Genomic DNA, 13,684 nt, shown 5'->3' on the forward strand with positions numbered 1-13,684 from the left:
GCCCATCTCGCCGGACCTCAGCCCGGCGCGTCGGGCCGGAAACACCGATCTTGGAACAGTCCCTGCGGGGCTGGCTACCAGCCGGCATGTGCTGGGCGTCGAGGGGCCAGCGGGTCGTGCCTGTGCCGCCATTGCCGGTGACTGAGCAGGTCGGGGAGGTGGCCGGTCCGGCGGCCCGAACCGACATCACCGCACCGCGTCGAGATCATTGCGAGGTTCATCCACTCCACTCTGCTGACGACCAAGCAGGGTGGAGTGGATCTGTGCGACGAGACGCAGCTGGCCGACTTTGCGCGCCGGCACGGGGTGCCCATCATCGCGGGGGTATTGCCCGTCGAGTAGGAAGCTCGACCTGTGTCAGTCTTGGTCGTGTGGACGGGTCGACTCGGCGGGTCGCTGGTATGGCTGTGCGGGATGAGCTGGGTGGAGCGGCGAAGGTGGTGGCGCAGGCGGTCGGTTTCGTCGCGCGCCCGGTCGAGCGCACTCACCAGCTGATCGCCGATCGCGTTTTCGGGATGTTGGGGTCGGTCGCCGGCCCGGTGCGGGTGGGTCACGATGTGATCGCGGCGATGAGTTACGGGGCGGTGCGGGGTACCGCGTTGCTGGCGGGTGAGGCGGTGGCGGCCACCTCGGCACTGGGGCGGCCGCGTATGTCGCTGGATGGTTCGGTGGCCGGGTCGGGTGTGGTCGCGGCCGTCAACGGGTTGCTCGGCGACCGGCTGGCGGCGCAGGCCAACGACCTGGACCTGGGCATGTCGTTGCGGCACGCCGGCCGGGACCTGCCGGTGCGGACCGCGGATTTGCGTGCCGCCTATCCCGGTGCGAGCTCTCACTTGGTGTTGTTGGTCCCTGGCCTCGGGGAGACCGAGCATGCCTGGCGTTTCCGCCGGTCCCGTGGTGTCCCGGCCGGCCCCGACTACGGCGTTCGCCTGGCCGTCGACCTCGGTGCCACGCCGCTGTATGTGCGCTACAACACCGGTCGGTCGCTGGCGACGAATGCCTCGGCCTTGTGTGACCTGGTGGAGGCCCTTTTGGCGGGTTGGCCCGTCCCGGTGGGCCGGGTCGACCTGATCGGCCACTCGATGGGTGGGCTGGTTGTCCGGTTGGCCTGCGCACACGGGGTGGCTCGGGGTGCCCGCTGGCCCGAGTTGGTCCGGCATGTGGTCTATCTGGGTAGCCCGCACGCTGGTGCATCCTTGGCCAGGTCCGTCACGGCGGTGTCCGGCTTGCTCTCCGCGCGGCCCGCCACAGAGGCCTGGGCGGAGTTCTTGGACTTGCGCTCGGCCGGAATCGGGGACCTCGCCGGCGGTGTGCCGCCGGCCGGTTCGGCGTTGTTGCCCTCGGCCAGGCACCACAGTGTGGTGGCCGAGCTGACCGGTTCCGAACGACACCCCGTGAGTCGGTTGCTGGGTGATCTGCTTGTCGCTTCGCGCAGCGCGGACATCGGCGTCGGGGACCGGTTGCGCATCGCGCCGGCCCACCATTTCGACCTACTGAATCACCCGCTGGTCTACCGTGCGCTCCGGAACTGGCTCCACGACACGGCGCCGCCACCTCGTCCGCCGCACTGAACATCGCCGTCGCGCCGCCAGGACGGCTGCGCCGAACGCGGTGACCCACGCTGACCTCGATGTCGGACGCGGCGGCGGGGCGGTGACCGAACGTCTCGTCCATGAGGACGAGCACCCGGATCCGGTCGACCACCGCGAGCGCCGACTCCACCTGTAGCTCGGTGGGCACACCGGGGCCGGCGTCATCGACCTCGATGCGCGCGTGGCCGCGGCCGCGCAGCACGGCCACGCGAATCACCCCGCCGCCGTGGCGGTCGGCGTTGTCGAGCAGGTTGGCGATGACGCGGTCGAGGCGTCGCCGGTCGGCGGCGACGGCGGGTGGTGGGTTCTGGGTGTGCAGCGGGAGGTCCTGGTGGCTTGAGGCGAGGGCCTGTTCCACAATCTGGGTGAGATCACAGACTCCAGCAGGCCGCTTGGCGACTGGCGCTGAGCTCGCGTTGGTTGAGCATGTAGCCCGACGCGCGGTTCCAGGTGGTGAGGGCGAACAGCGCGGCGATCATCGTCGAGCAGGCGGGTGTCGCCGAAGTAGTCGTAGCCCCACACCCGTTGTAGCAGCTCTTCTCGGTTGACGACCCGCCCTTGCGCGCCGGCCAGCTCAACGAGCAGGCGGAACTCGGTGCGGGTCAGGTGTATCTCGGCGTCTCAGCAGCGAACCACACCTTCGGCCGGGAAGGGCACAAGAACACAAGATGCCTGCCTGTGTTGCCCGAGCCCAGCTCGGGTACTTCGGAGTAGCACCGACCAACCGCGGGGATGAATGGATCGATGAGCGGGGGTCACTCTGATGCGACCGACGCAACGGAAGACATGCCCGGACATGGCACGCTTGAGGAGCGTTGAACCAACCCCGACCAGTGGCGCTGGCCCCGAAGTCATCCGAATTGTGGAGCAACAACGGAGTCAGGGTGGCCTCTCGCTGGTAGCGCTGGATCTGGCGCGGCTGTACCTGACGGGAGGTGCGGCGGCGATCAAGCTGCTGCGCCATACCGCGGTACAAGCTTTACGCGCCGGTGGTGTCGGGCTGCGCGCGGCGCGCCATCGCGTCCAGGCTGGTCGGCGCGCAGCCGGTCAGTGGTTGGCGAACTATACCGAGCGTGTGTGAGGCGACGGGTCCACGACCTGCGGTGGTGGGCGCTGAGAGATCTTTGTTGGCTCCCACTGGACACGGTGGGAGTCGGCGTGGAGGCGCGGGCTGTCGGCTGGCCACCAGATGGGTTAAACGATGTTGTTCGCTGGGTACAGATTCCGTGGCAACCCTCGTTGGAGGTCACCATGGTTTGCCCACATGGCTGCCCGGATGGCTGCTACGAGCCCCCCGCGGCAGCTGAACCCCCGAGTGACGGCGCAACCCTCGACCGGCCCGGCAGACACGCCACCCATCGAATCCCGAGGCAACCACGACGGAGCCCGGCCAGCGCCGACCGACTCAGTGTGCACGACTGTTCATTGGATCAACGACCAGCTCGGAGCCGGCGGTGCTGAACGGGGGTCAGAGATCCAGGACGCAGTCACCGGCGGCCACCGTGACGCAGGTCTGGATCTTCCCGTGTTCGGTGCCGTGCTCGGTGCCGTCGCGCAGGTCACGCACCCGGCCCTCGGCTAGCGGGACCACGCAGGTGTGGCAGATACCCATGCGGCAGCCGAACGGCATCGCAATGCCGGCACGTTCGCCCGCCTGCATCAGCGTGGTCGCGCCGTCGACCTCGACCGAGCGGCCGGAGCCGGTGAAGCGCACCGTGCCGCCCTGAGCCTCGGCGTCGACGAACGCGGTGCCGAACCGTTCGACATGCAGCGACCCGGACAGGCCGCCGTCGGCCCACACCTTCTCCGCCTCATGGAGCATGGCGCTCGGGCCACACACCCACGCCTCCCGCTCCCGCCAGTCCGGGCAGACCCGCGGCAAGTCGACGGGCAGTGACATATGCCCGTCCCGGCGGGTGAACCGCTCGTAAAGGGCGAAGCCGGGATGGCGGTGGACGAGGTCGTGCAACTCGTCGCGGAACAACGCGGCCTCGACGTCCGGGGCCGAGTGCACGTGCACGACCTCGGGCATCGCACCCCGGCCGTCCATCGTGCGCAGCATCGCCATGACCGGGGTGATGCCACTGCCGCCGGTGACGAACAGCAGCTTCGGCGGCGGAGGGTCGGGCAGTACGAACTCGCCCCGGGGCGGGGCGAGCCGCACGATCGTGCCGGGCTCGAGCCCTCTCACGAGGTGAGAGGACAGCGCCCCTTCGGGCATCGCCTTGACGGTGATGGTCAGCTGGCTCCGGTGGTGGGTTGGCGGGCAGGTCAGCGAGTACGACCGCCAGACGAACCGACCGTGCACCGCGACCGCGATGCCGATGTACTGCCCGGGCCGGTGCTCGAAGCGCCAACCCCAGCCCGGCTCGATCACCAGGGTGGCGGCGTCCTCGGTCTCCGGGACCACCCTGGTGACCCTGCCCCGCAGCTCACGAGCCGACCACAACGGGTTGACCATCGACAGGTAGTCATCGGGCAGCAACGGCGCGGCCAGCCGGGCCGCCGCGCCATACAGCAGCGCACGCATTGTCGGGGCGCTCCTAGGCAGCGGCAGCGGCGGCGGGGGCGCCGCCGGGCAGGGCAAGGCGAACGATGGTGCCCAGCACCTCGGCGTACTGCTTGTACAACGGACCGCTGGTGTAGGGCAGCCCGTATCGCTCACACACCTCACGGACCTTCGGCGCCACCCGCGCGTAGCGGTTGGAGGGCATGTCGGGGAACAAGTGATGCTCGATCTGGTGGCTCAGGTTGCCGGTCATGACGTGCATCAGCGCCGACCCGTCGATGTTGGCCGAGCCGAGCAACTGGCGCACGTACCAGTGCCCCCTGGTCTCACCGTCGAGCTGGTCCTCGGTGAAAGTCTGCGCGCCGGCCGGGAAATGGCCGCAGAAGATCACCGTATGCGCCCACACGTTCCGGGTGAGGTTCGCGACCAGGCCGCCCAGCAACGCGGCCGGGGCGGCCAGCCCGGACAGCAGGGGGAACGCCACGTAGTCCTTGACCAGCTGGCCCCGGACCTTGCGCCACAGCCCGGCGAGCTCCTTCTTCGCGACCGACCACGGCTTGCGCCCGGCGGCAACCTCCTCCAGCTCGATGTCGTAGATGGCGATGCCGTACTCGAACCCGAGCGCGAGCCCCATGTTGTACAGCGGCTGCAACAGATAGATCGGCTTCCACGGCTGCTCGGGGTCCACCCGCATCACCGCGTACCCCAGGTCACGGTCCTTGCCCAGCACGTTCGTGAAGGTGTGGTGGACATAGTTGTGTGAGTATTTCCAGCCCTCCGCGACCGACGCCGAGTCCCACTCCCAGGTAGTGGAGTGGATCTCCGGGTCGCCCATCCAGTCCCACTGCCCGTGCAGCACGTTGTGCCCGATCTCCATGTTCTCCAAGATCTTCGCCACGGCCAGCGCCGCCGTGCCAGCGGCCCACGCCGGCGGGAACAGCGAGACCAGCAGCAGCCCGCGCCCGCTCGCCTCCAACCCCCGCTGCACCGCGATCACCCGGTGGATGTAGCGGGCGTCGGCCTCGCCGAGATCGTCCATCACCTCGGCGCGGATCGCATCCAGCTCCTCGCCGATGCGCTCGAAATCAGACTCGGACAGGTGCGCGGTCACCGGCGTCGTCTCGGCCGTGCTCGTGGTAGTGCTCATACGGGCTCCTCCCACGACCCCACAGGGCCACGAATCGACAGATGGAGAGATTGTTGAGGAGGCCAGGGCTATGGGCGGCTATAGGCCGCCACTTGCGCACATCATCGCGCGCACCCGCGCATGCGCTCCCGCCAGCCACATTTCCGGTCCGAGCCGCCACACGCATGCGATTGTGACCGCACCCACACCGCCAACCGTCAATGTTCACCAGTCGTCATGACGGCCGTGTGAACACCTCGGCCGACGGCCCTTGCCCACGCATCGCGGGCGGGGTGGCGGGTGCTGCGCGCACCGCGCCCCCACGGTCCCCAGACCACCAGGGGGACGACGAGCCCGATCGCTCCGACGACCATCAGGATCGTCCCGATGACGCCGAGGTTGACGCCCAGCACGCTGCCCGGCAGGGCGAACTCGAGGATGGCGCCCAGTGCGATCATGACGATGCTCGCGCTGATGCCCATAGCAGACCTCCTCCTTGTGGTTGCCTGCTCCACGGGTACCCGTTGTCCGGCCGCCCAGTCGTCGGCATGCACGAACCGCGCGGGTCAGCGAGACCCCCGCTGGCCAAGGCCGAGCGCGATGTGCGGTCCCGGGACTACAACCTCACCTGGCTCACCGAGGCCTGCCTGACCAATGTGCCGAGGCTGGAGAGGAGAAGAGATGCCAGCGATCATTGCCGTGGCTGGCCATCCGGGAGTCAGGCCTGCTTGGGGCCAGGCACCGGCGGCGGCCTGTCCGGGGCGGGCGGTTCGGGCATCGGTGGGAACGGGCCGGGCGCCGGTCCGGGCGGTTCGGGCACCGGAGGCGCCGGGCCTGGGGGCGACGGGTCTGGGCCGGGTCCCGGAGGCGGCTTCGGCAGCGGGTCGGGACCCGGTGGAACGGGGTGCTCCGCGCGGCTCATGTGGTCTCCTTCTCGGCTCGAAACCGACAACTACGGTCGGTTGGTCCAGCTTGCTTGCTCCTGGCCCTCGGATACCCCGGCGGACCGAATCGAACCGGGCTGCGCGACGGCCGTGTCCGGACACGGGCCAGGCGAAGGCCGTGCGGTTGTTCGATGTTGGGTTGCCGAGTGCCTACGCGCTCAACGGCTCCCATGGTGATCGATCGTCGAGCTACGGACAGCCGCGTCAGCGAGAGCTGCTTCGTCGAGTTCACCGGTCCGCACAACCTGCGCGGCGACGCGGCGCAGCTTGACATTCAGGCGTTGGGACGCGCCGGCGAGCAGGTCGAACGCTTCCGATTGGGACAGTTCGCCTCGGGCCATCAGAATGCCCATGGCCATACCGATCTCCCGGTTGCTGTCCAATGCGGCACGCATTTGTTCCGTGGTCTGCCGAGCACGGGCGGCGGTCAGCGCGATCGTCGCGTGTGCGGCCAAGATCGCTCCCTTGGCGTATGCGTTGTCGTCGAACGCCCCTGCTTGCCGCGAATACAGGTTCAGCGCGGCATGCGAAGCCTTTCGCACCGAAAGCCGAAATGAAAGCATGGTGCTTACACCAACCTCGTCGGCGGCGCGTCGACCGAACACGGGCCATCGCGGGTCCGTGGCCAGATCATCGATCAGTAAACTCTTTTGTTTCCGGATTTGATCCAGGCACGGCCCCTGTCCGACCAGCTCCTGCAGCAAGTCCATCACCTCGGCCACCGCGTCGCTGGACGCCTCGGTTACCACCGAGGAAAACTGTCCCTGATCGGTACCAATGCTGACCGCCCCGGCATGGTCGCATCTCGGTACGGTCCGCACCGCCGCGCGGGTAATCGCCCGCAAAACGGCTGCCGGGCTCTTCTCGGCGTCGAACGCGTGGGCGATCTCGCCGAAAACGCCCGCCAGGCGCGCATCATCTCCCGATTCGCTCACCCACAGGTCACCGTGGCCGACCTGAGCTGACCCGGGCCGCAATGAAAGCAGGCCCTCCAAGCCGATTACCTGGAACGCGCGCCGCGCGTCGCGGCTGGGATTGCACACCCGGAACTCCACGTTGCAGCACCGGCACAGCCGCGCGGTGCTGGCCAGCACCGCGAGCCCGACCGAACCGAGGAAATCCACCCCGCCCAGATCGACCACGATCCGTTGCCGATCAGCGCGGCAACACGCCCGCGTCAACTCCGCCTCCAGCGTCGGCGTGGTGTGGAGGTCGATCTCTCCGCTGACGTACACGATCAGGGCTTCGCCGACAATGTCGCGGACCCGCACCCGCAAGTCCTCCATCGCCACTGACCTCCATCAGCTCATTTGATGGGCGCCACACCAACCGCACCGGCGACTCTCGCGGAAAGCGGAAGCGAAAGTCGATCAACGCTATCCCGGGGCGGCGATATCCGTCTGCGACACGATCGGCGTTAGTTTTGTGACTTGGATAGAGAGTCAAAAGACATCAGCCAGGTTGCCGCGCCCGGAGAAATGCAATTGTTGCACTGATTGCCCGCTCGTGGTGATGAACACCACCACCTGGCCACGGTCCACCCGCTACAGCGGGCTGTCGCGGTGCGTGTGGCCGGTGGCGACATAGTCGAGCTGGCGGGTCACCGAGACGGCCTGGTCGGCGAACCGCTCGACATAGCGGGCCAGCAACGCCACATCGATGCCGCACTGGACCGGGTACGGCGGGTCGGTGCGGCCGACCTGGCCCAACACCTCGCCGTGAATCTGATCAAGCTCGTCATCCAGCCGTTCGATCTCGGGCAGGTGGACTCCGGCGGGTGCGGCAATGGTGTGCTCGACCAGCCGCGACTCGTGTACCGCCAGTTCTGCCATCCGCTCGAACAGGCCCACCAGCTCGATCGGTAGCACCGGGTTCGGGTGGCGCAGCCGGACGAGTTCGGCGATGTGTGCGGCCAGCTGGCCCATCCGCCCGATCATCTCTGACATCCGGATCGCGGTTACCACCACCCGCAGATCCCTGGCGACCGGCGCTTGCCGCGCCAGCAGCACACAGGCGTGTTCCTCACAGCGTCTGCCCCGCTGGTCGATCTCGACACGGATCGAGACGACCTGTTCCGCGAGAGCCGAATCGGTGTCCAGCAACGCCCGGGTGGCCTGTTCCATGGCCGTGCACGCCAACCCGGCCATGTCGGCGAGTTCGTCGCCGAGCCGCTCAAGCTGACCATGAAATAGCTCACGCACTCCGCCGAGCCTAGAGACCCCCCGACAACCCGTCCACCAGCGGCGCGACCGTGCTGGACCGGCGGTCCTCAGCCGCAAATGGTTGCCCGCGACCGGGGCCGTCCGATGGCTGAGGAACCGAACGGCCGCGCAGATCGCCAAGCGGGTAGCCGGCCGCTACGGTTGGTCAGTGAGCAACCCTCCAGATGAGCCGCGGCTGGTGGAAGCGTTCACTGAGATCGCCCACGCCTTCGAGACCGAAAAGACTCCCGAAGCCATGTTGTGGGCGATCACCCGCGCGGCGGTGCGCACGGTACCGCGCTGCGATCACGCGGGTGTGTTGATCGTCCAGGCCGGTCAGATCACCGACGACGCGTCCACAGACGCGGTACCCAAGGCGGTGGGCCACCTACTGCAGATGGCGGGGGAAGGGCCATGCCTGGAGGCGATCCGCGAGCGGCACAGCATCGTGATCGATGACCTGGCCTCGGATACGAGATGGCCGCTGTTTTCCCGGCCTGTCGCCGAGGAAACCGGCGTGCGCGGCATGGTGTCATTTCGGTTGCTCGTCGACCCAGACTCGCACAGCACGCTGAACTTGTACTCGCGGGAACCAAAAGCGTTCGACGACAACGCGCACGCCAAGGGCGCCATCCTGGCGGTGCACGCGACTATCGCGCTCACCGCCGCGCGGGACCGGCAGAACAACCAACGGCTACGCGTCGCACTGGACAGCAACCGGGAGATCGGCACCGCCATGGGCATCCTCATGGCCCAGGGCAAACTCACCCGGGCCGAGGCATTCGACGTGCTCGCCGGCGCGTCCCAACGCCTGAACATCAAGCTACGCCGGATCGCCTCGCAAGTCGTGCAGGTCGGAGAACTCAACGAAGAAGCCATCCGACGGGCCACCGACCCCTAGCCCCAAGCCAATCCCCACCACGGGGGCCAGGAAAACGGCCTCGCCGGGTTTCAGGCCGGATCTGCCGGGAAGGCCCCGCAGGACTGGATGTCGACCCAGCGAGGACCCCCGTGGAGAGAGGCGGACGGCGGACACGGCACCCCCGCGCCAGGACGATGCCGGACCGGGACATCGTGTTCAACCGGATGTTCGAGAGGGACGCGGGCCGGATCGACTGGCATGCCGCGGCCTGTCGGGATGCGGACCCCGAAGCGTTCTTCCCGGTCGGCGACGGGCAGTACGCCAGCTCCCAGGTGAAGGCGGCCAAAGCGGTGTGCGCGCTGCCCGCTGGTCGGTCAGTGCCTCAACTGGGCACTCACCGCCGGGATCGTCGAGGGAGTCTGGGGCGGTCACACCGAGCAGGAGCGGCGAAAGCTGCGCCGGGCCACGCGCTGAGCTGACCGCGAGCGGCGTCGCCGGCCACGCACGAGGAGGCCGTGGCGGACCGCGGACTGACCCGCACGGGTGTGTCGACAGGGTGACCCTCGGTATGGCTCCGGCCTGGCTGGGTAGGCGGAATTCACACACCCGAGAGGACCAGGAGGCGGTTACCCAGTGCGACTGAATTGGCTACGCGAGGTGGTCAGGGCGGCAGGCCCGTTCGCCACGGTGTACCTGGACGGTTCGCACCAGGACCCGGGGGCGACCCAGGCGATCGAGCTGGCCTGGCGGGACGCCCGCGCGGGTTTGCGGTCCGACGGCGCCGACGAGGCGACCCTCGGCGCACTCGACGATGTGGTTGCGTCGATCGCGCGGGCCGAACGGCGGGACCCGGGTTGGACCGGCTGGCTGCTGGTTGCCGCCGAAGGCACGGTTCGGCTGTGCCGGGCGTTGCCTCATGCACCGGATCCGCCCAGGGCGCGCTGGGCGATGGTGCCGGATGTGCTGCCCGCGCTCATCGAGCTGCCGGAACCGGTTGAGCTGGTGCTGGCCGTGGTTGACGCGCAGGGCGCGGAGATCAGCGTCGGCCAGCACGTTCGGCAGTTGGACACCGGCCGCCACCCGCTGCACCCGGTGCACGGCGGCGGCCTGGCGCACCTGCCCATGCGCCGGCGGGTGGAGGAGAACCAACGCGCCTCGGCCCGGCGGGTGGCCCATGCTCTGGAGGCCGAGGTGTCCAACGTGGGTGGCGACCTGCTGGTGCTCGCCGGTGAGACGCAGAGCCGCTCGCGGGTGTACCGGGAGCTGACCGGTCGGGCGCGTGCGGTGGTGGAGCAGGCGGAACACGGTGGCCGTGCTCCCGGCTCCGACGACGACGCGCTCGCTGAGGAGGTGGCCCGGCTGGTCGACGGCCGGATCGCTGACGAGCGGCGGACGGCCTTCGAGCGCTGGCAGCGCCACGCGGGGGGACACGAACACATGGCGGTCGAGGGGCTGCAGCCGGTGTTCGACGCCTTCCAGGCCGGCCTGGTCGACGCGCTTTACCTGGATCCGTCCGCCTTGGCCGGGCGGGAGGCGTGGATCGGCGCGGAACCGGGACAGGTGTCCGCCGTGCCCGAGCCTCTGCTGGAGCTTGGCCTGTGCGCCTCCGGTCCTGTGCCCTCGGCGGATGCCCTGGTCCGGGCCGCCGCCGGGACCGGGTCGACCCTCCATCTGCTTGACGAGGAAGGCGCCGACCTGGTGGAGCGCCGGCCCGTGGACGGGGTCGGGGCCATCCTTCGTGCCGAAACCGCCGGCGGGACCGGCTGAGTCCACCTCCGCGCCTCTGTCCGGTCCACCCCGTGATGTGTGAGCCGGCGCCTGCCGGGTAGCCGACCCCATATGACCAGTAGCGAGCAGCCCGAGTCCGACGTGCTGGAACAGCGGCGAGCGCTGCGGCCCGACGAGCCGGTTCCCGAGCTCGACCAGGAATTGGCGAACGACGCGGACGAAGCCGACGCGCTGGAACAGCGCTCCCCGGTGGACGACCCGGATGACCCGGACGAGTACCGGAGCGGCTGATTGCCAGGTCCTGCCATGCAGCAGCCCCGGAAGTTGACCACGTTGACCGCCATCCCCCGGCTCAACGCCGACAGGAATGTTTCGCCTCGCTCCGTTGCGGCAAGCCGAACCTTGCCCGTGTTCGTCGGAAGGAGGGCGATGACCGGCTTCATGGGCCCCGGTGGCAGTCCATTTGACGGGTTTCTGGCGCAGTTCTTCGGTGCGTCCGCGCCGGGGCGGGGTAGCTCGGTCGATATCACCCGGTTGCTTAGTGATCCAACAACACGCGGACAACCAACTGCGCCGCATGCTGCTGGACGGCAGCGTCACCCGCCGGCTGGACTTCACCACGCCGGCTTCGGACGCCGCGTAGCGGCGGTGACCAGGCTTGGCCATCAAGCAGATACGTGCCTGCCGGCCGTGGCCCGACGCCGAGGTTGAGGAGCGGGAGATGTCGGCGAGCTTGACCCGGAAGTTGATTGACGGCCACCTGGTCGGTGGCGAGGCGGCGCCGGGGGAGGAGATTGCCCTGGCCATCGACCAGACGTTGACCCAGGACGCCACCGGGACCCTGGTGATGCAGGAGCTGGAGGCGATGGGCCTGGACCGGGCGCGCACCGAGGTCAGCGTGCAGTACGTGGACCACAACCTGCTGCAGGCCGACGAGCGCAACGCGGAGGATCACGCGTTCCTGCGCTCGGCGGCCCGCCGCTACGGGCTGTGGTTCTCCAAACCGGGCAACGGGGTGTCCCACCCGACGCACATGCAGCGTTTCGGTGTGCCGGGCAAGACCATGGTCGGGTCGGACTCGCACACCTGCGCGGCCGGGTCGCTGGGCATGCTGGCGATCGGCGTGGGTGGTCTCGAGGTGGCCATGGCCATCGCCGGCGAGCCGCTGTACCTGCGGATGCCGGAAATCTGGGGAGTGAAACTGACCGGCCGGCTCCCGGACTGGGTGTCAGCCAAGGACGTGATCCTCGAGATGCTGCGCCGACACGGGGTCAAGGGCGCGACCAATCGGATCATCGAGTACCACGGCCCAGGCCTGACCGGGCTGTCCGCGATGGACCGGCACGTCATCGCCAACATGGGCGCCGAGCTGGGCGCAACCACCACGGTGTTCCCCGCCGACGACGCGGTCAGTGAGTTCCTGCGCGCCGAGGGCCGGGAGGACGACTTCGTCGAGCTGGCCGCCGACCCCGGCGCCGGGTACGACCTGACCGACGAGATCGACCTGTCCACGCTCGAGCCGTTGATCGCGAGGCCGTCCTCGCCGGGCAACGTGGTTCCGGTGCGCGAGGTGGCGGGGGAGCCGGTCAGCCAGGTCGTGGTGGGTTCGTCGGCGAACCCCGGTCTGCGGGACTTCGCGATGGTGGCCGCGATGGTGAACGGCCGGCAGGCCAGCGACGCGGTCAGTTTCGACGTCAACCCGTCGTCGCGGGAGATTTTCGAGGACCTGACCCGGATGGGGGCCACGTTCGAGCTGATCGCCGCCGGGGCGCGCATCCACCAGGCCGGCTGCATGGGCTGTATCGGCATGGGGCAGGCGCCCGCTGTGGGGCACAACTCGCTGCGCACTTTCCCCCGCAACTTCCCGGGTCGTTCCGGTACCAAGGAGGACCGGGTCTGGCTGTGCTCGCCGGAGACCGCGGCGGCCGCCGCGCTGACCGGAGTGATCACAGACCCGAGGGATCTGGCGGCGAAGCTGGACATGGCGCCGCCCGCGCTGAAGCTGCCGGAGAAGGCTTCGATCAACACGTCCATGCTGGTCGCGCCGCTGCCCGGGGCGCAGGCGCGGCGCGAGAAGCTGGAACGTGGCCCGAACATCTCCAGGCTGCCCGACCCCGAGCCCCTACCGGAGAGCTTGAGGGTGCCTGTGCTGCTGAAGATGGGTGACGACGTCTCCACCGATGAGATCTCGCCGGCCGGAGCGCGGGCGCTGCCCTACCGGTCGAACATCCCGGAGCTGGCCGAGTTCACCTTCGCCGGCGTCGACGAGGCGTACCCGGCGAAGGCGCGTGACACCGGCCCGCACGCGGTGGTGGCCGGGGACAACTACGGCCAGGGCTCATCCCGGGAGCACGCGGCGATCACGGCGCGCTACCTCGGGCTGGCAGTGGTGATCGCTCGCTCGTTCGCCCGCATCCACTGGCAGAACCTGGCGAACTTCGGGGTGCTCGCTCTCGAGTTCACCGACGGCGGCGACCTGGACGACATCGACCTCGGCGACGAGTTGGAGATCGACGACGTGGGTGCGGTGGTCCGACGGTCGGCCGAGGTGACCGTGCGCAACGCCACCAAGGGCCGCGAGTACCAGGTACGGCACCGGCTCTCCCCGCGCCAGGTCGAGGCGGTGCTCGCCGGCGGCCGGATCGTTACCCTCGACGGTCGACCCGGTCTCGCCGGTTGACCCGGTGGCGGTGCCAACCACGCCGATCTCGCCGATTGCTCC

12 protein-coding genes and 3 pseudogenes are annotated in these 13,684 nt (G+C 69.0%); 8 read left to right on the forward strand and 7 right to left on the reverse strand.

The genetic code is table 11. The features are described from left to right. Window positions 1-752 precede the first annotated feature (752 nt). Window positions 753-1,190, forward strand: a pseudogene (locus tag ABEB12_RS28945) (esterase/lipase family protein); the annotation flags it as partial. A 19-nt stretch (window positions 1,191-1,209) separates the two neighbouring features. Here the strand turns inward: ABEB12_RS28945 and ABEB12_RS28950 are convergent. Further along, complete coding sequence (locus ABEB12_RS28950) at window positions 1,210-1,842, reverse strand: ATP-binding protein (RefSeq protein WP_345703256.1); 633 nt, start codon at window positions 1,840-1,842, stop codon at window positions 1,210-1,212. Here ABEB12_RS28950 and ABEB12_RS28955 point away from each other — a divergent pair. Continuing rightward, window positions 1,774-1,932 carry a hypothetical protein gene (locus ABEB12_RS28955; RefSeq protein WP_345703238.1) on the forward strand — a complete coding sequence of 53 codons (159 nt, stop codon included), beginning with the start codon at window positions 1,774-1,776 and terminating at the stop codon, window positions 1,930-1,932. The genes ABEB12_RS28950 and ABEB12_RS28955 overlap by 69 nt on opposite strands. A gap of 119 nt (window positions 1,933-2,051) precedes the next feature. Here ABEB12_RS28955 and ABEB12_RS28960 read toward each other — a convergent pair. Beyond that, window positions 2,052-2,207 (reverse strand): annotated as a pseudogene (locus ABEB12_RS28960) (winged helix-turn-helix domain-containing protein); the annotation flags it as partial. A gap of 247 nt (window positions 2,208-2,454) precedes the next feature. Between ABEB12_RS28960 and ABEB12_RS28965 the strand changes: the two are divergent. Continuing rightward, window positions 2,455-2,673, forward strand: coding sequence for a hypothetical protein (locus tag ABEB12_RS28965; protein WP_185059760.1), 219 nt, complete (start codon window positions 2,455-2,457; stop codon window positions 2,671-2,673). A 387-nt stretch (window positions 2,674-3,060) separates the two neighbouring features. Here the strand turns inward: ABEB12_RS28965 and ABEB12_RS28970 are convergent, their stop codons facing one another. The 5 genes from ABEB12_RS28970 to ABEB12_RS28990 all read right to left on the reverse strand — a co-directional run bounded on the left by ABEB12_RS28970 (window position 3,061) and on the right by ABEB12_RS28990 (window position 8,513). Further along, window positions 3,061-4,122, reverse strand: a complete 1,062-nt coding sequence (locus ABEB12_RS28970; protein ID WP_185059761.1) for a 2Fe-2S iron-sulfur cluster-binding protein — start codon at window positions 4,120-4,122, stop codon at window positions 3,061-3,063. Between the two features lie 13 nt (window positions 4,123-4,135). Further along, a complete protein-coding gene (locus ABEB12_RS28975; RefSeq protein ID WP_185059762.1) occupies window positions 4,136-5,248 on the reverse strand; it encodes a fatty acid desaturase in 1,113 nt (370 codons plus the stop codon). A 197-nt stretch (window positions 5,249-5,445) separates the two neighbouring features. Beyond that, a complete protein-coding gene (locus tag ABEB12_RS28980) occupies window positions 5,446-5,709 on the reverse strand; it encodes a hypothetical protein (RefSeq protein WP_185059763.1) in 264 nt (87 codons plus the stop codon). Window positions 5,710-6,329: 620 nt separating this feature from the next. After that, window positions 6,330-7,457 (reverse strand): anti-sigma factor antagonist, encoded by a 1,128-nt coding sequence (locus ABEB12_RS28985; RefSeq protein ID WP_345703257.1) that lies wholly within the window; start codon window positions 7,455-7,457, stop codon window positions 6,330-6,332. A 258-nt stretch (window positions 7,458-7,715) separates the two neighbouring features. Further along, window positions 7,716-8,513: a phosphate signaling complex PhoU family protein gene (locus tag ABEB12_RS28990; RefSeq protein WP_345703239.1), complete on the reverse strand. Its 798-nt coding sequence runs from the start codon at window positions 8,511-8,513 to the stop codon at window positions 7,716-7,718. Between the two features lie 28 nt (window positions 8,514-8,541). On the opposite strand from ABEB12_RS28990, the gene ABEB12_RS28995 reads away from it, so the two are divergent. The 5 genes and pseudogenes from ABEB12_RS28995 (at window position 8,542) to ABEB12_RS29015 (ending at window position 13,642) form a co-directional block, all read left to right on the forward strand. Next, window positions 8,542-9,273 (forward strand): GAF and ANTAR domain-containing protein, encoded by a 732-nt coding sequence (locus ABEB12_RS28995; protein WP_345703240.1) that lies wholly within the window; start codon window positions 8,542-8,544, stop codon window positions 9,271-9,273. A 321-nt stretch (window positions 9,274-9,594) separates the two neighbouring features. Continuing rightward, window positions 9,595-9,708 (forward strand): annotated as a pseudogene (locus ABEB12_RS42265) (WhiB family transcriptional regulator); the annotation flags it as partial. Window positions 9,709-9,867: 159 nt separating this feature from the next. Then, complete coding sequence (locus ABEB12_RS29005; RefSeq protein WP_185059767.1) at window positions 9,868-11,001, forward strand: baeRF2 domain-containing protein; 1,134 nt, start codon at window positions 9,868-9,870, stop codon at window positions 10,999-11,001. Window positions 11,002-11,073: 72 nt separating this feature from the next. Beyond that, entirely contained in the window at window positions 11,074-11,253 is a 180-nt protein-coding gene (locus ABEB12_RS29010) for a hypothetical protein (RefSeq protein WP_185059768.1), read from the forward strand. A 430-nt stretch (window positions 11,254-11,683) separates the two neighbouring features. Beyond that, window positions 11,684-13,642 carry an aconitate hydratase gene (locus tag ABEB12_RS29015; RefSeq protein ID WP_185059769.1) on the forward strand — a complete coding sequence of 653 codons (1,959 nt, stop codon included), beginning with the start codon at window positions 11,684-11,686 and terminating at the stop codon, window positions 13,640-13,642. The last annotated feature ends 42 nt before the right edge of the window (window positions 13,643-13,684 follow it).

Source organism: Actinospineispora eucalypti (assembly GCF_039543365.1).
GTDB lineage: Bacteria > Actinomycetota > Actinomycetes > Mycobacteriales > Pseudonocardiaceae > Pseudonocardia > Pseudonocardia eucalypti.